This window comes from Acinetobacter sp. YK3 (assembly GCF_001729365.1).
Taxonomy (GTDB): Bacteria; Pseudomonadota; Gammaproteobacteria; order Pseudomonadales; family Moraxellaceae; genus Acinetobacter; species Acinetobacter vivianii.
Map to the genome: position 1 here is coordinate 1 of NZ_LZPJ01000013.1, position 18,116 is coordinate 18,116.

Here is an 18,116-nt window from a genome sequence, read left to right on the forward strand (position 1 = left end):
AGGAGTCTCGTGTTCTCGGATATGTTTATAAGATACAGATATGATAGTTTTAAAAATTATAATTAACAAAATAACTTTCAGAGTTTGCGGAAATCTTTATGAATATACGATTATGTTATGCCAGCAAACGCAATGAAAATAGCGATGATTTGCTACAAGATTTACGCGATATCCTCACCGAAGCTCGAGATTTCAATACTCAACATTGTATCTATGGCGTCCTCTACTATGCAGATAATGCCTTTTTTCAATGCTTGGAAGGAGAGCAACAGATTGTTGAAAGCTTATTTGAAAAAATAAAAAACGATTCACGACATCTCGATGTCAAGCATCTCAATACACACTCCATTGACCAATCGAGCTTTAACCGCTGGTCAATGAAATATGTACAACGAAATACCAATATTGAATCTTTCTTTCTGACTTTGGGAGAAAATAGCTTTAATCCGAGCTGTCTCGACCAGACAAGTTTAGATGCTTTTCTCAGTGAATTGCTACTTGCAGAACAGACAACGCTTCCCATTGGCAAAAAAGTTGGCATGGTCAATCGTGGCGTTAATCCATTCTAAACTGTTTGGTTCGCAACTTGATATTCACGGTTTTGAGTTTCGGTAACACTTTAGCCATGAGTAAATAGACAGCAATGGAAGTCATAAACATCAAGATTACTTCCATACTCTGGCTAATAATCAGCATGGCACAGTAGAAGAAACTAAATAAGGCCAGACATAATTCTGTGCCTTTGAAATACCAAGTAATAAACATACCAAAGAGAGTCGCGGAGAGTATTAGATTAACTGTTTCGTTAAAGCCTAAATAATTAAAGAAGATGATGAGTAGGCACAACGCTAACATTGATAGTAAAAAGACAAAGATATTTTTTGCAATAAACATATTCTATTTCCTATCCTGAAGTTAATTTAAAAATCTTTCCTCTGGAACCAGAGGAAAGATGGTACATATTCAGACATTATTTGAGATTCTTTTCTATTATTCAGATTTGTTATATTAATAAAGATGCCTTTTTTATTTTACGGGATCTCTTCATTAATATTCAGCTTTCTATTGAATAGTAAAGAGCGCTTAAATGTACCGAATTAATTATTAAAGAAATCAAACAGTTGAAGAATAGGTTTTTGGCTTACACGCTCGTAAGAGATTGCCTACAAATGAGTGTTTTTTGATCAAATTTTACATTTTAATTTAAAATAAATTAATTTAAAAACAATTACTTATTTGCAAATCACAATTTCTCTAAATTTACATTTTTAACAAAACGCAACATGATATTTCATTAGAGAAAAAATAATGATGAGCAATATTTAAATGAAGTAAGAACATTGATTATCTAGAATTGGTATGCGCTGTTATCGATGCGATTTTCTATAAAAAGAAAAATGAGAAAAGAATTAAGTTTTACGATAAGAAATTCATTCATGGATAGAAATGATCAACTTGGGATTTCGGTGCAGCAGTAAAATCATCTGGAGAAAATTCAAGGATCATTTCGGCTGCCTGTACATGGTCTGCATTGAGCCAGTCCAGACGGTGTCCTTCAGAGATGATAGCGACTGATCTTTTTTCATGTTCAGGCGCATGAAACTGATTCATTAAAGGGTGGGAATCTGCATTGATGGTCAGCATACTCATGGAGAGAATTTCCTGACCTGCAACACTTGCATATTCATATATAGCAGCGACTGTAAACGGCTTTTTGTCCTGACGATAGATGCCATACCACTGTGCTTGCCCATCAATATACTTAGGTTCAAAAATTACTTCGACAGGCACCAAAGCAAATTGATTTTTATTCCAAGCATGTTTGAAACTGTTTTTTTCAGCCACCGTTTCAGTACGTGCGTTATAAGTATTCTGAACTGCCTTTAACTCCTTGGCCCAAAAAGGCACCAGACCAAAACGGGCAGCACGCCATTCTACTTTTTGATCGGGAGAGATCAGGATCGGGCTAAGATCTTCAGGATAAATATCCGTTTTGTAGTCAAATGTCGGTTCAAACAAATCTAATAAATGAGCCCGACTTTTCTGAATAGGTCGATAGTTTGCACACATACACCATCCTCGTATCGTTCAATAAACACTCTCTTAGTGTTGATCAAAATCACGTTATTGATGAGCGCATTTTTGTATTTGGATTGCATCAATACTTACTGATCTGAGGATTCTTATAGAGAGAATGAAATCTAATGATACGATCTGAAGGAGCAGATGATTTAAGATATTTTAGAGGATAGAGGAGATAAAAAATATCTCATCATGATAATCAAATAGAAGAAATTATCCCAAACTCATAAATTTTATACTTCAATTTAAAAGATTCTGACCAAAGGAAATTGAGCCGACATTAACCGATTGTATTTATATCAGTTTTTACATGTTTAGACCTGCAAAAAATTACTAAGCTTAACAAACAAATCCTTCTAATTGCTTTACTATCGCCCGCTTTATCTTCAAAAGAAGGTCTCCCTTAACCAACGACTTTCGTCAGTGTTTTTTGATTTGGTAAACAATGAATTTTGATATCGACATTTTTGGTACGATTGTAGTTGCAGTCTTTGTACTTTTTATTGGTTATTTTCTGGTTAATAAAGTTAGTTTATTAAAACGCTACAATATGCCTGAACCTGTAATTGGTGGACTTGTCGCTGCGATTGTCACTTATTTTCTATTCACTAAGTTTGATATTACGGTGAATTTTAATGCAGACATTCAACGCAGTTTCATGCTGGTCTTTTTTACTTCGGTCGGCTTGAGTGCCAGCCTGTCAAAGTTAAAAGAGGGCGGAAAAACACTGATTGTTTTCATGTTCTGTGTAATAGTCTTTGTACTACTACAAAATGCTTTAGGCATAAGTCTGGCAACCGCTTTAGGTCTTGATCCATTGATTGGCCTGATTACCGGATCAGTCACCTTAACAGGGGGGCACGGTACTGCAAGTGCATGGGGAAGTATATTCGAAGAAGAATATGGCATTCAAAGTGCAGTGGTGTTAGGCATGGCCAGCGCAACCTTCGGTCTGGTTGTCGGCGGCATGATGGGTGGCCCAGTAGCAAAGTTTTTGATTCGTCGTTATCAATTGGCTGAAGAAATTGCACCGACACAGCAACGTACTGAAGCACCACCTGCAAATGAAACAGCGCCATTTGAATATCCAGAAAAAACCCGACTGATTACGGCGGACGATGCTGTAAAGACACTGGGGATGTTTGCACTGTGTATTTTCTTTGCCAATTTTATGACTGACTTTGCCAAAGGCCACTGGTTTGAGTTACCTACCTTTGTGTGGGCGTTAGGCTGTGGTGTGTTCTTACGTAATACGCTGGAATATGTCTTTAATATCAAGCTATTTGACCGCTGTATTGACGTCTTTGGTAACGCATCTTTGGCTTTGTTCCTTTCGATGGCATTGATGTCTTTACAGCTCTGGCAGCTTGCTGGGCTGGCAGGGCCACTTGTCATTATTCTTATTGCACAGACCTTATTTCTGGCGCTTTACCTGTTTTTCGTCACCTTTAAAATTATGGGCAAAAACTACGATGCAGCGGTACTTTGTGCAGGACAATGTGGCGTCAACTTAGGTGCAACGCCAACAGCAATTGCCAATATTCAAGCGGTTACCAACACTTATGGACCTTCGCATAAAGCCTTTTTGATTATTCCACTGACTGGGGCATTTTTTGTCGATATTATTAATGCGCTTGTGATCCAAACCATTATTAATTTCTTTTAGCATGCAGAGCTTTGTTCCACTAAAGAACTGAGATGCTTTATCTTTTTGAAAATGCCAGTTTTTATCAACTGGCATTTTTATTGCTATTCACTGCAATTTCTTAAACATATTCTTTTTCAGCTTTTTCTTAATTTTTTCATGATTGGTTACAAAGCGTTAGTTCCTTTTGCATATTCACAATATGACTTACCTGAGCGCAAACAAACGTTGCAAACGGTAAAGAAACACCGCCCATAATCAAATCAACCATTAAAAATTAAAGGAATAACCATGCGTGCGCTTACTTACCACGGTGCTGAAGATGTTCGTGTTGAAACGGTAGCTGATCCTGTTATTCAAGAAGCTGACGATATCATTTTACGGGTCACTGCAACTGCAATTTGCGGTTCAGATCTGCATCTGTATCGAGGAAAAATTCCTCAGACCGAGCAGGGTGATATTTTTGGACATGAATTTATGGGGATTGTTGAAGATGTCGGTTCTGCCGTCACACAGGTTAAAAAAGGTGATCGGGTCATTGTGCCTTTTGTCATCGCTTGTGGACAGTGTTTCTTTTGCCAGTTAAATCTGACCGCTGCATGTGAAACCACCAATACAGGCCGAGGATCGATTATTAATAAAAAACAAATTCCTTCAGGCGCTGCCTTGTTTGGATATAGTCATCTCTATGGTGGCATTCCGGGTGGGCAGGCAGAATATGTACGTGTACCCAAGGCCAATAAAGGGCCGTTTAAAGTGCCTACGTCACTGTCAGATGAAAAAGTGCTTTTTCTCACCGATATTTTGCCCACCGCATGGCAGGCCGTAAGCAATGCAAAAGTTACTAAAGGTTCGACTTTGGCGATCTATGGTGCAGGTCCTGTTGGCTTGCTAAGTGCAGCGTGCGCCAAAATGCTCGGTGCAGAAAAGATATTTATTGTCGATCATAATCAATACCGATTGAGATATGCAGCGGAAGCGTATGGTGCGATTCCTGTTGATTTTGAAGCAGTAGATGCTGCCGAATACATTATCCAGAACACAGGCAATTATCGTGGTGTGGATGCGGTCATTGATGCCATTGGCTTTGAGGCAAAAGGCAGTGTTATAGAAACATTGCTGACGAATCTAAAACTTGAAGGCTCAAGTGGTGTAGTTTTACGTCAATGTATCGCGGCGGTACGTCGAGGTGGAGTGGTCAGTGTACCCGGTGTATATGCAGGGCCTATTCATGGTTTCCTATTTGGCGATGCTTTTGATAAAGGGCTTACTTTTAAAATGGGACAAACCCATGTGCATCAGTTTTTACCTCAATTATTAGAATTGATTGAGGACGGTAAGTTGTCGCCTGAAGCCATCATTACCCATCGAATGAAATTAGAAGATGCTGCCGAAGGTTATCGTATTTTTGATAATAGGGAAGAAGAATGTCGTAAGGTCATTCTTACCCCTTAAAAACCGATTAAGCGTAGAAAACCTCTAAGTCATATTAGAGGTTTTTTTATTCTCCAACCAACTTTTAAATAAAAAAATAGAGAATTCGAAATCGCCGAAACATGGCTAAAAAGCGTACAATAAATGAAAAATAAAAATACAGGTTCGGGCATATCTCATGTTAGTTAAAAATAAAATTGCCGTAATTTTTGGTGGAAGTGGTGCAGTAGGTCATGCAATTGCAGATGTTTTGGCCCGAGAAGGCGCACACCTCTATTTAGGTGCCCGTCATCAGGACAAACTGGAGCAGGTTGTAGCAAATATTCACAACGTAGAAGGTCGAGTAAAAACCTTTATTGTAGACGTCCTAGATGAACAAGCCACCCAAACAGCGATAAAACAGTTGGTTGAGCAAACGGATGTAATCGATGTGGTCATCAATGCCACCAGTTTTATGCATAACCAAGGCAAAGAACTTTCAGAACTCACCCAACATGAATTTATGCAAGGCATCAAACCTTTTCTTACTGCACAATTTAATATTTCAAAAGCAGTGGCACCTTATATGGGAGCAAAGTCTACAGGTGTAATGATTAGTGTAATTGCACCTTCAGGAGGAATGGCGATAGCGGGTCATTTGGGACATATCGTCGGTTGTGCAGGAACTGAAGCATTTATCAAAGCGCTCGCCTGTGAACTTGGACCGAAAAATATTTGGGTGCTTGGTATACGCTCCCATGCAATTGCGGATGCCGCCCAAGCAGGGTCTTATACTCGTGAGTTATTTAGCTTAAAAGCACAAGCCATTGGTCTGAGCTTGGATGAATGGTTAAATGGAGCTGCGCAAAGTACCATGTTAAAAAGATTACCGACATTGGCTCAAATTGCCGAAACGGTGACATTTCTGGCATCTGATCATGCCAGTGCAATAACCGCCACCATCGTTAATATCACTGCTGGTTCAACAATAAACTCATAGCAATATACCGATAGAATTTTTAAATAATTCAATATGATTCCTGTGCAAAGCAGACGAGTCATGGTAAAAAGTAGATCCTTATAAACTCTAATATTCAAGTGAAGAATCAATCGTTCATTCTTCATGATCAGAATATGAAACTTGATAAGTGATTAAGTGGATGATAACCAAAAGAAATGCAACCTTAGTAGGACTCATTGCTGTGCTCTTATGGAGCTCAATTGTCGGGTTGATTCGAAGCGTCAGTGAAAATCTTGGGGCGACGGGCGGAGCTGCCATGATCTACAGTGTCGCGTCATTGTTCTTATTGATGAGCATTGGATTTCCCAAGCTAAGTGAATTCCCCCGACAATATCTGATTTGGGGAAGCTTACTTTTTGTTTCTTACGAGCTTTGCCTTGCATTATCGATTGGCTATGCCAATACCAGTCAGCAAGCGATTGAAGTAGGTATGGTGAACTATCTATGGCCAGCGCTGACCATGGTATGTGCAATTCTGTTTAATCATCAAAAATCAAGTTGGCTCGTAATTCCCGGTTTTATAATTTCTATTTTAGGAATTTGCTGGGTACTTGGAGGGGATCAAGGGCTTGACCTCGCTAGCATGTGGGCGAATGTTCAAAATAATCCTCTAAGTTATGGACTAGCCTTCATCGGTGCATTGATTTGGGCGGCTTATTGCACAGTAACGGCTAGAATTGCCAATGGTAAAAATGGTGTCACGTTATTCTTTATCCTGACGGCGGTGGCGTTATGGCTTAAATATCTATTCATGGGTGCTGAACCGATGCATTTTGATTTGCATGCACTGGTTTATCTTACACTTGCTGCCGCCGCTATGGGCTTTGGCTATGCCGCATGGAATGTCGGGATCTTGCATGGCAATGTTACACTGTTAGCGGGAGCTTCTTACTTTATCCCTATTTTTTCGGCAGCGCTGGCAGCTATCGTTTTACAAACAACTCTTTCGATTGCCTTTTGGCAAGGCGCAGCAATGGTTTGTATTGGTTCAGTTCTTTGCTGGGTGGCTACGCGACAGAAATAATATTTCTGTAAAAATCACATTTTTTAAAAATCAGTTTGGCAAATAATAATCATTCTCTTAATTATGTATAATGTTCAGGCAATAATACCTGTAACACTTGATGAATTATTTTTTAGAAATTCCACCAACGCTAGCATCAGCTTGCCTGCAACATGCAACACTGATATCACTTACAGCAAACACTATTTGTTATCGTGCAGACATTTCGATAATCAACCAGATTCGACAGTCTTATAGACTTGAACGACCGAATTACGTGGAAAATGCCAGCACAAAACGCCTCAATGAGTTTTTTGCGGGACGTATTCTGGCACAAGCCATATTGCAACAACATTTTAATTGCTCAATGTGCATTAGTTCGACGCAGCTAAAATTACCACAATGGCCTAAAGGCTTTATTGGCAGTATCAGTCATTCAAATGAGCAGGTGATTGTCGCGATTTCATCGCAATCTGAATATTTAGGTATAGATATAGAACGAATCGTTGAGACCAGTTTTGCCGAGGAAAGCGCAGTACTGATTTTGACTCCATGCGAACAAAAATTATGGCAAGCCGAAATCTCGCACTATTTAAATTTTCGTGAATACATGACACTTATTTTTTCTTTAAAGGAAAGTCTCTATAAAGCTGTTTATCCAATTGCTCAAAACTATATTGATTTCTTGGAAGCCACAACGGTTGAAATGAACATAGAAAATCAATCAGCTATTTTGAAATTTGATCAAAACACTAGACAGCGTTATGGATTAAAGCCTGAATATGAGGGGTATTGGCAATTTAATAATGATGATGTCATTACATACATAGTACAAGGCAATTAATTTCTTAGATATGGATAAAACAGATAGATGGCAAAGTCGCCATCTATCTGCATGAGAAAATTCTAACTTTGTTGCAGGTCAGGATCATTAAAACTTGCGTCTCTGATCTTTTCAGCACTCATCAGAAAACCCAGCCCAAGTGCAAAGCTCAAGCCACTGAAGATAAAAATACTGCTTGAGATTGGCAGAAAGCGTGTCAGTGCGCCCAGAATTGTAGTAGCAATCGAGTCAGAAGATGCATCCTGAGCCAACCAGATGGCATTGATACGACCTAAATATTCATCAGGCGTATGACCTTGCACGATGCTGTATTGCAACAGGTTGGCGATTGCTGAAAGATAGCCGAACACACTTAGGATCACCAAGGTCAACAGCAACCACGGCGACAAGCCAATCAAAAACATACAGGCAAAAACAGCAAGACTGGCATAAATCATGACTGTACCCGGTCGAGTTAAACTTGCAGTCCAGCCACTTAACAGTGCACCCAAAGTTGCGCCTAGTGGCACTGCGGAGTACATCAAGCCCAATTCAAATGCGCCTCCCGCAAATTGTTGGTCAACGATCTGTGGGAAAAGGATACGAATGGCGCTGGTGAAGCCCAGAATCGTACCAATCAGAATGGTGCTACCCACCACCTTATTCTGAAATACGAATTTGAAGCCTTGTAATAATTGCTGAACTGGATGCTCATCTTCACTTTCAGTTTGTGGTTTTAATACAGGTAGGCCAAGTAATAGCAACACCGTAAACAAGGTACCAATCGTCGCAATCCAGTAAGCCCAAGCAACACTGCTCGCGGCAATCACAATTCCACCAATCGCAGGTGAAATTACTGTCGCCAGGCGTACCGAAACCATACTGATGGCACGCGCTTGCACAATGTTTTCACGCCCAACAATGATCGGCATAATCGCCATCATTGCCGTGACACCTAAAGCGCCGAAAAAGCCATCCCACGCACTTAAAAAATAAAGTGCATAAAGCGAAGGTGTATCGAGCATGGCATTCACCGCCAAGCCCATAAATCCTAAACCACAAACCAAACGGGCAAATAGAATCAGTTTTTTACGATCATAGCGATCCGAAAGTACGCCACCCAGCAACAAACCAATAAACATGGCAATGCCTTCAAAAGCAGTCACAATTGCAACCTGAAAAACATCCTGCGTCATTTGATAGACTTGTTGTGGAATCGCAACAATTAACATCCCAATCGTCAGCAGCGAAACGGTTCGGGCAATAAAAACATTTCGGAAATGTGTATTGACTTTAAGCAGACTAAAGTCAGTCAAGATATTTTTAAGCTTCATGCTTTGAATCCTTTAATTGATAGACTTGACTGAGATAGTCATTTAACAATGGCCCTAAGGTGGTCAATTGTTCAGGCGATAATAAAGTTTCGTGACTGGCTTCTGGCAAATGGATAATCTCCAGCTCATTCACAAGAGGTTGCCAGTTTTGTTGGGGCTGGATATAGGCAGGGCATGATTGTTCCGCCACAAAAACATGGATCTTGCCCGCGTAAGCAGTCGTTGTATGTTGGCTTAACAGACGCACAGCATCTCGATAATTCGCAAAAATGTATTCCTGCAAACTGTCTTTTTCTTCATTCAGCGCTTCATCAGCACCATCCAAGACCTGATTAAAGAACTGGATTTGTTCCTGTTCTGCTTCTTCGGTTACCACAGCGGCATTTTGCATGTCCCATTCATGAATTTCCGCAGGATAGGTATCTAACAAGCCCACAAAAGCAACCTCATGACCTAAACGTTGCAAACGATCTGCAAGGCCATAGGCAATCGTTCCGCCCAGAGAATATCCCAAGAAGGTAAATGGACCTTCTGACTGTATGTCCAGTACCTGTTTTAATTGATGATCAATCAGCTCATCCATGCTCTGGCTATAAACCAGCGCGCCATTTGGACGAGGGGATTGCAAACCTATCAGGCTAATATCGGGATGTATATAACGGTTGAGCACGCTATATTGCCAAGCCAGACCAGAACCAGGATAAATACAGAATACAGGTTTGGTTTTTGCCTCACGGATCATGAAAGTCGTGTCAAAACCAGCTTCATCATTGGCCTGATTCATTAGATTTTGTAGTTGCACTTGCTCAGCCAGTTTTTCAATATTGGCACCCGTCATGATTTGATTCACCGCCAGACTTCGATCAAAAGTCTTTTTAATTTCAATCGCCAGTTTCATGGCAAGAATCGAATGACCTCCAAGCGCAAAGAAATCTTCTTCGACATGGATACGACGCGTTAATCCCAAAATATTCTGGAAAATCTGTTCCAGTTTTAATTCGGTTTCACTCGAAGCAAATCGCTGCTGTGAAGAGTGATTCAATTGCGGACGTGGCAATGCTTTACGGTCTAATTTACCGTTATGGCTTAAAGGCAAAGTCTCAAGCGCAAGGAAATGGCTTGGAATCATATAAGTCGGCAAGTGTTTCGCTAAACGTTTCTTCAAACTGCCAGCATCAAAGCTTTGTGTGGTTTTTAGATAAGCAACCAGTTGCAGATCAGTCGCATTTTTATCTGCTGAAACAGAGATTGGCTGAACCACAACTTCATCAATTTGACTGACCAGACGTAATTGTTGTTCGATTTCACCTAATTCAATACGTTGTCCACGGATTTTAAGCTGATCATCTGCACGGCCTACATATTGAATACTGCCATCTATATTCCAGCGGGCAATATCACCTGTACGGTACATCCGTTGTCCAGTCTGAAATGGATTCGCCACAAAACGTGTTGCCGTCAGATCCGCACGTTGCAAGTATCCCAGCGCCAGCTGATCACCAGCCAAATACAGTTCACCTTCAGCACCAATCGGGAGCGGGCGTAAATATTGATCGAGAATATAGAGTTGGGTATTCCAGACTGGATAGCCAATTGCAATACTATTTTCAGATGTGAACTGGGCCTGTTGCGCATCCATATAAGTCACATCAACGGCTGCTTCTGTTGGGCCATATAAATTATGTAATTCAGCACTGAAATGTTGATTAAAGGCCTGCGCCATTGCAGTCGGCAATGCTTCACCACTACAGAACACACGTTTTAATGGGAGTGCCTTACGTTGCTCATCCGTTAAAAATGCAGTGACCGCTTCATCAAATACAGACAGCATGGAAGGGACAAAATGCAAAGTCGTGATATTGTTCTGCTGAATAATATCCAGCAAAGCCATTGGATCACGATGCGCATCTACAGGCGCCATCACTAGACGTGCACCCACCAGATAAGACCAGAAAAACTCCCACACGGAAACATCAAAACTGCATGGTGTTTTTTGGAGGATGCTGTCATTGATATCCAGTGGATACTGGTGTTGCATCCATAAAATACGATTCACAATCGCCTGATGAGACACCATCACACCTTTGGGCTGACCTGTGGTACCCGAGGTATAAATAATATAGGCAGGCTGCTGTGGACTCACCAATGTAATTCTATAATTGGTCAGTGCGGTATCAGCTACATCAAATAAGCTTTCAAAATTCAGTTTCGGTGTATCGATATCTGTTAACAGGTCTGCTGCGGTAATGGTTAGTCGCGGCTTGGCATCTTGCAACATATACTTGATACGTTCTGTCGGATGCTGAATATCGATCGGCAAATAGGCTGCACCCGCTTCAATCACAGCCAGAATCGCAATACTCAGCTTGACTGAACGAGGTAAAGCGATTGCGACAATATCACCAGCCTGAACACCGGATTGCTGTAATCGTTTCGCCAGTGTACAAACTTGCAGACGTACTTGCGCAAAGCTGAGCTGATGTTCTTCATCCACCAGTGCAATGGCATCTAGATGGCGCAATGCCTGTGTACGCAACAATTGCTGCAAGGTTGTGTACGGAATATCATGTGCAGTTTGATTAATCTGCTCAATCAATTGCTGTTCAACAGGTAATTGCAATGGATAATGCTGCAATGCCGTTTCAGGTTGCTCCAACGCGGTCTGAATCAATTGTTCAATACGTTGCAAGAATTGCGCTGGCTGGGCAATCACACCACGTTGTTCCAGTAATAATTCAATTTCCTGATCAGGAATCACCAACAAGGCCAGAGGATAATGGCTATAGCCACGATTGGTCAGCTTTTCAATTTTTGCTGAACCTAAGTGTTGTTGCGAATATTGATGGTCAGGATAATTCTCTACCACTAAAAGACTGTCAAATAGACTGCCTTGACCCAACTGCTGCTGTATTTCATTGAGTCCTAAACCATCATGTTCCAAATGACGAATATGCAAGTGTTGCAGATGATGCAATTGCTGCCATAAATTCTGTTGCATCTGTAGTTGGACACGTACAGGAATAGTATTCAGAAATAGACCAATTTGCTGCTCGATACCGTTCACGGGTGCAGAACGTCCTGCAACAGGTGTACCAAACAGGATATCTTCACGATGCGCATAGCTCTGTAAGCACATTGCCCAGATCATTTGCATAAACACGTTTAAGGTAATGCCCGTTTGACGCAGCTTATGTTGAAGCGCTGCACTCAATTTTGCATTTAAACGATGTTGGGTTTCCTGTACGTTTTGTTTCTTGGCATGTTCAAATAAAACTAAAGCTTGAGCATCGGCCAAATCCTGCTTCCAGATCTGTTTAGAAGGAGTATGGTCTTGCTGTACCAGTTGCAGAATGACATCAGCATAGGCATGTTTGGCAACTGTCAGACTTTGCTCTGGGTTTTGATAGGCTTGAATGAAATCTTGCATAAACAGCGGGGTAGACCAACCGTCTGTCAACAAATGATGCACCATCAAAATCAATTCAGATTGTTGAGATGAAGTCTGGATCAGCACAGCACGAATCAGTCCATACGCCTGATGCAACTGCATCGGTTGCTTAAGCACATCTGCAATGCATTTTTCCAGGGTCTCAGGGGTACTGCTATATACATCTACAGGCCAGATTCGGGTTGGATTCGGCATATAGACAAAGATTGGTTCATCATACAATGTACTATCAAAACAGCCTGCCAGTTGCGGGTGTTTTCTTAATACATTGGTTAATGCCTGTTGTAACTGGATCAGATCAATTTCACCAGTGAGACTCAGGCGAGTAAAGGCATTATAGCTAGCCTGTTGCTGTTCAAGTTGCGCATGGAACAACATGCCTTTATGTAACGGCAATAGCGGTAAAACAATCGAATCCTGTCCATATTCTGCTTGCACCTTGTCAATGATTTGATCATCAAAAACCGACTGCATGGTGTAATCAATATCTCTAGGATCCAGTACCTCCAGCTGAGTAGCCATAGTTGCAATGGTTTTGAGCTGGAAGACATCACTCGGTTTTAAACCATAGCCATGTTGACGCAATTGGGTACATAACATGATGGCAGAAATACTGTCGCCACCCGTCATAAAGAAATCATCGTCAATGCCGATCTGCTCAAGTTTTAAAACAGTAGCCGCAATCTGACACAGCAAATGTTGTTCTGGTGTTTGGGCGGCACGACTTTTAGTACGGATTTGCGGTCTTGGCAGCGCCTTTTTATCGACTTTACCACTGACATTACGTGGAAACTCCTGCATTACAGTCAAGGCCGAGGGCACCATATAATCAGGCAGGTTTTGACGTAATAAACTGAGGTAATGCTGGCTGAGCTTCTCGCTTTTTGCTTCATCGAGTTGAATCTCTTTCACCACACAATAGCCCAAAAGACGGTGGCTATTATTAATCGGTTCTGCAATCACCACCACGCTTTCAATATTTGGCAGTACTGAAAGGGCATTTTCGACTTCACCAATTTCAACACGATAACCACGAATCTTGATCTGATCGTCGCAACGTCCCATAAATTCTAGTTTTCCTGCCATATTCCAGCGCACCAGATCACCCGTACGATACATACGCTGTCCGTGTTCAAATGGATTGGCAATAAAACGGGTTGAACTTAAATCCGCTCGTCCCAGATAACCATTGGCAATACCAAAACCTGAAATATATAACTCACCAATAACGCCAATTGGGCAGCGTTGCAGATTCTGATCCAGCACATAAGCTTGGGTATTGCCAATCGGATTGGCTATCACAGGGCGTTCCGTCAATTTTAACTCTGCACGGAAAGTATCAACCGTATATTCAGTTGGCCCATACAAGTTATGCGCAAATAAATCAGGCTGTGCATTCAATTGTTGCCATAAGGCCAATGGCGCAGCTTCACCACCAATCAAAATCAGGCTTGGATGATGCTGGCCTTGCTCAAATAATCCATTGCTGATCATCTGGGCACAAAAGGATGGCGGTAAATCAAGCGTATCAATTTGACGTTGCTGAATTTCCTGTACCAGTCCATACGCATCACGGCGCATATTCTCATCAAAAATATGTAGCTCTTGGCCCCAAATTAACCAGAATACCTGTAACCATGAAGAGTCAAATGAGAACGAATGCGTATGAGCCGCTCTAAGTGGTCGATCAGGGAAACGTTGTTGTACCGCTTCCAGCACAGGGAAATAAATCGTATGTTGATGTACAAGAATCAGATTGAGCAAAGAACCGTGGGTGTTCATTACACCTTTAGGTCGTCCTGTGCTTCCTGACGTAAAAATGACATAGGCCACATCCTGAAAATCAAAACGTCGCTGCTCTGCCGGAATATCTGCTGCATCCTGCGCACGAATTTGCGCTCGAACAGCTTCATCATCCAGATGAATTTGCTGCAAAGCTTGTGGCAACTGATTTGAGAGTGCCTGTGTGGTTAAAACGAAGAGGGGATTCGCATCTTCACACATCATTTGCATACGATCAACGGGATAGTCCAGATCCAGTGGTAAGAAACTTGCACCCGAATTCAGTACGGATAACATCATCACCACAGATTCTGCTGAGCGCGGAATCGCACCCGCAATCACGGTATTTTTCTTGGCGCCGTGAGCTTGTAAGAAACGGGTAAACTGGTTGATCTGTGCTTTTAATTCAGCAAAAGTGAGCTGATACAATGATTCGCGTTCACCGCTCAGAATCGCAATTCGGTCTGGATATTTGCTGGCCTGTTCATAAAAAATATCCAGTACATTGTTATAACTTTCAGGATGCGCAACCCGTGGCCCTGTACCGGCTTGAGCAAGAAGATGCTGTTCTGGAGTGGTCGTGATTCTAAATGGCGCACAGCTTTGCTCAGGTTGTACAAGACATTGTTCAAGCAATAAAGTCAAACGCTGACTATGCATTAACAATTCATCTTGCGTATAGCGGGCTGCATCGGCTCGTAGCTCAATCATCAATTCCTGATTTTGAACGATAAACGAAAATTCAAAATCATCGATTGGCCCCGTGGAAATATGATGGGTTTTCACGGCCTGATTATCAATCACCAGATCCTGATCGAACGCTTTATAATTCAGGATAGGGCCATAAATACGTTCATGGACATCAATCGAATTTAAATCACGTAAAATCTGTTCTGCATCATATTTTTGATGCGGGCGAATTTGTGCCAACTGCGCCTGAACATGCTGTGCCAGACTGATCCAGCTATGCTGCGGATTTACCTGAAATTGAACAGGCAGAACATTCACTGTAGGTAGTAAGGCACGAATGGCTTTGGAACCCAGACGGCGCATGAATGGAACGCCCATAACCAATTCAGACTTGTCTGTCATTTTATAAAGATAATGTAACGACAGCGCCATCATCATGTCAGGCAAAGCCAGTTTGGCAGCTGAAGCCAAAGCCTGAATTTGTGCAAGAATTCCTTGAGAGAAATGCAACTGATGTTTAATAAATCGGGCGGTTGTTTTTGCCGCAAGATGATGAGTACTTAAGGTGACTGGTGAAGCAAGGTCTTGGCAATAATTTTTCCAGAAAGCCTGATCTTCCTGAAACTTTGGACTGGCCTCATAGGCTTGTCTTTCTGCAATCACATCTTTCACAGTAATAAAAGGTGAGGCCTTCAATTCATCCTTTTGAAGCTGCTGGTAAATCTCAACAATGCGCTTGGTCAGATTAATGATACTAAAACCATCTAGCATGATGTGATGATAGCGTTGATACCAATAGACTTTATCGTGGCAAACAAACAGCACCTGACGATAAAGATTGCTGTCGTTGTTTTTTAATGACTTGGCATATTGACGATCGGTCGGCATCCAGTCCCACAAGCGTTTTTGTGCCTGCTCTGGTGGAAGATGACAAAAATCAAACTCTTCAATTGGAATTTCGACCTGATTTTTGAGCTGTAAAAATGGTTCCGCAGGATTGCAGGAATACTGCGCCGTGACCGTATCTGCTTCACTCAAACCCAGCTGGATGGCTTGCTTGAACGTTGCCAGATCCAGTGTTTTTGGTAATTCCAGACAATGCGCAATGGTATATAAGTCTTCAATCGCACTTAAATGATCTGCAAGGAAAATCCCTTGTTGAGTTGAAAGCAGATTTAAGCGTACAGGCTGTGTCGGTTCCTGAATAAATTCATTATGTAATGCTTGGTTCATATCGATAACTCCATTAAGCCACTTGGAATGGATTAATTGCTTTCCAATGCTGCTCGACATAGCCAATACACTCAGAACGCGTGGTTGGTCCTAATTGCACCTCCCAACCAGCAGGTAAGCTATGAAACTCAGGCCATAAGCTGAATTCACCTTTTATATTTTTAAGCACGAAGAAGGATAGGTTTTCGTTATCAAATGGATTGATATAATTTTCTTGTAAAGTACTCATCATGTTTTTCCTTTGAAAATTCAAGGTTTTTTTAAGAAATTAGGGTTTGCAGCGTGTCGACCAGATCATATTTCCAATTGATTGCGTCATGGCCACCTGCAAAGGTGTGAATCTGGGTAGGTCGTACTGAACTTAAGGTCGCGTAAAGCAATTGGCTGTCTTCACGCATATCTGTTTCATAAGCGCCAGTACGGATGAAGATTTGAGTCTCGTTGGGAATCGGTTGCAGATAGTGTTCGATCACCTCTAAAAAGCGTTGTGTATGACCATTTAAAAAATCACTGTTTGAATAATCGGACCACCAGTACGAGCCTGAATGCAAAATCAGACCCTGAAAAGCGGTGGGATAAAGTAAAAGTGAATGCAGAGCGCATAAACCACCTAGACTTTGACCGCATAAAAATACGGGGCAGGATGGAGATAAAGAGAAGTTTTGCTGAATATACGGAATCAGCTCTTCAACAATGGCCTGTGAAAACAGGTCACGACAGCCATAGTCGAGACAACGTTGTTCACTATTGATACTGTGTAAAAATACATAACTTGCCGCACGCATCTGGCCCTGATCGGTACGAGACTGGATGTCTTGTAAAATCGGTAGATGCTGACTCCAGACTTGTCCATCCAGAAGAATTACCAATGGGCTGTTCTCTGTCAGCGGCGCGGTCTGGGAGAAGTCAACGGGATAGGTTGTTGCCAGATGCTGGCTGTGCCATTCAATCGACTCATAAACGGGAGACACGTTTGCTTGCCGACAATCTTGTGGCTGCCCCAGATGCAATTGATTGACCCAACGCGAGACTTGCGCTGGATAGGGTGGGTAAGGATTGAAGCGATCCACCTGTGCATAATGCTGGAGCTGGTTGATCCACCATTGGCGACGAAGCTGTGTCTCTGGCGTTTCAGGTGCACTATCAGGGGTCGTCACCAATACATAACTACCAGACCAATTTAGAGGCAGCGTTATTTCAAAAAAGGAAATATCTGTATTTTCAATCTGCTGGAATGCATTCCATTGTTGATAAATGGAAGGGCTTTGTGAATACACATCAATATAGGTCGATTCAGTTTCTGACTGACGACGCCATAAAAAAGTACAGTGCAACTGCTGGTTATCTTCAATAACAAGAGGGGTACCGATGTGTTCGACTGAATTCCACCAGATGTCAGAACCTAAGTTTTTTTGTTGGAATATTGGATGAATTGGAAAGTAATTTGGCTTCATCTTAAGTCCATATATCGACTAGAAAGCGGCCCAACAATAATAGAATGATTCTCATTTGTAAATGCAAATAATTATCATTATATTCAATAAAAAAACACACTAATTTCGCTTAATGATAAAAAACAACAGTTTAAGAAAGGAAATAGCTTTAAAAACAACCATTTTTTTCTTATTTGATAAAAAAGTGA

At 41.5% G+C, this 18,116-nt stretch carries 12 protein-coding genes; 6 read left to right on the forward strand and 6 right to left on the reverse strand.

The genetic code is table 11. The features are described 5' to 3' along the window. Positions 1 to 98 precede the first annotated feature (98 nt). On the forward strand, positions 99 to 569 hold the full coding sequence (locus A9Z07_RS01680) for a BLUF domain-containing protein (protein ID WP_069576398.1): 471 nt from the start codon (positions 99 to 101) through the stop codon (positions 567 to 569). Here A9Z07_RS01680 and A9Z07_RS01685 read toward each other — a convergent pair. Both A9Z07_RS01685 and A9Z07_RS01690 read right to left on the reverse strand, forming a co-directional pair. After that, the gene (locus A9Z07_RS01685; protein ID WP_069576400.1) at positions 556 to 894 is read right to left on the reverse strand and encodes a hypothetical protein; all 339 of its coding nucleotides are present in this window, start codon (positions 892 to 894) and stop codon (positions 556 to 558) included. The genes A9Z07_RS01680 and A9Z07_RS01685 overlap by 14 nt on opposite strands. A gap of 540 nt (positions 895 to 1,434) precedes the next feature. After that, positions 1,435 to 2,070 carry an SOS response-associated peptidase gene (locus A9Z07_RS01690; protein WP_069576402.1) on the reverse strand — a complete coding sequence of 212 codons (636 nt, stop codon included), beginning with the start codon at positions 2,068 to 2,070 and terminating at the stop codon, positions 1,435 to 1,437. 457 nt (positions 2,071 to 2,527) lie between these two features. On the opposite strand from A9Z07_RS01690, the gene gltS reads away from it, so the two are divergent. From gltS to A9Z07_RS01720, 5 genes are all read left to right on the forward strand, one after another. Then, complete coding sequence (gene gltS / locus A9Z07_RS01695; RefSeq protein ID WP_069576404.1) at positions 2,528 to 3,748, forward strand: sodium/glutamate symporter; 1,221 nt, start codon at positions 2,528 to 2,530, stop codon at positions 3,746 to 3,748. A gap of 270 nt (positions 3,749 to 4,018) precedes the next feature. Beyond that, entirely contained in the window at positions 4,019 to 5,182 is a 1,164-nt protein-coding gene (locus tag A9Z07_RS01705; RefSeq protein WP_004772193.1) for a zinc-dependent alcohol dehydrogenase, read from the forward strand. Positions 5,183 to 5,339: 157 nt separating this feature from the next. After that, positions 5,340 to 6,140, forward strand: a complete 801-nt coding sequence (locus A9Z07_RS01710) for an SDR family NAD(P)-dependent oxidoreductase (RefSeq protein WP_069576409.1) — start codon at positions 5,340 to 5,342, stop codon at positions 6,138 to 6,140. A gap of 160 nt (positions 6,141 to 6,300) precedes the next feature. Further along, positions 6,301 to 7,185 (forward strand): aromatic amino acid DMT transporter YddG, encoded by an 885-nt coding sequence (yddG, locus tag A9Z07_RS01715; RefSeq protein ID WP_047427517.1) that lies wholly within the window; start codon positions 6,301 to 6,303, stop codon positions 7,183 to 7,185. Between the two features lie 256 nt (positions 7,186 to 7,441). Beyond that, complete coding sequence (locus tag A9Z07_RS01720) at positions 7,442 to 8,008, forward strand: 4'-phosphopantetheinyl transferase family protein (protein ID WP_264754268.1); 567 nt, start codon at positions 7,442 to 7,444, stop codon at positions 8,006 to 8,008. A 62-nt stretch (positions 8,009 to 8,070) separates the two neighbouring features. Here the strand turns inward: A9Z07_RS01720 and entS are convergent, their stop codons facing one another. The 4 genes from entS to fes are packed head-to-tail and all read right to left on the reverse strand — an operon-like array spanning position 8,071 to position 17,928. Further along, positions 8,071 to 9,321, reverse strand: coding sequence for an enterobactin transporter EntS (gene entS, locus A9Z07_RS01725; protein WP_069576413.1), 1,251 nt, complete (start codon positions 9,319 to 9,321; stop codon positions 8,071 to 8,073). Next, positions 9,311 to 16,474, reverse strand: a complete 7,164-nt coding sequence (locus A9Z07_RS01730) for a non-ribosomal peptide synthetase (RefSeq protein ID WP_069576415.1) — start codon at positions 16,472 to 16,474, stop codon at positions 9,311 to 9,313. Before A9Z07_RS01730 ends, entS begins: the two co-directional genes overlap by 11 nt. 13 nt (positions 16,475 to 16,487) lie before the next feature. Further along, on the reverse strand, positions 16,488 to 16,703 hold the full coding sequence (locus A9Z07_RS01735; RefSeq protein ID WP_032810603.1) for an MbtH family protein: 216 nt from the start codon (positions 16,701 to 16,703) through the stop codon (positions 16,488 to 16,490). Between the two features lie 31 nt (positions 16,704 to 16,734). Further along, positions 16,735 to 17,928, reverse strand: a complete 1,194-nt coding sequence (gene fes / locus A9Z07_RS01740) for an enterochelin esterase (protein WP_069576417.1) — start codon at positions 17,926 to 17,928, stop codon at positions 16,735 to 16,737. Positions 17,929 to 18,116 lie beyond the last annotated feature (188 nt).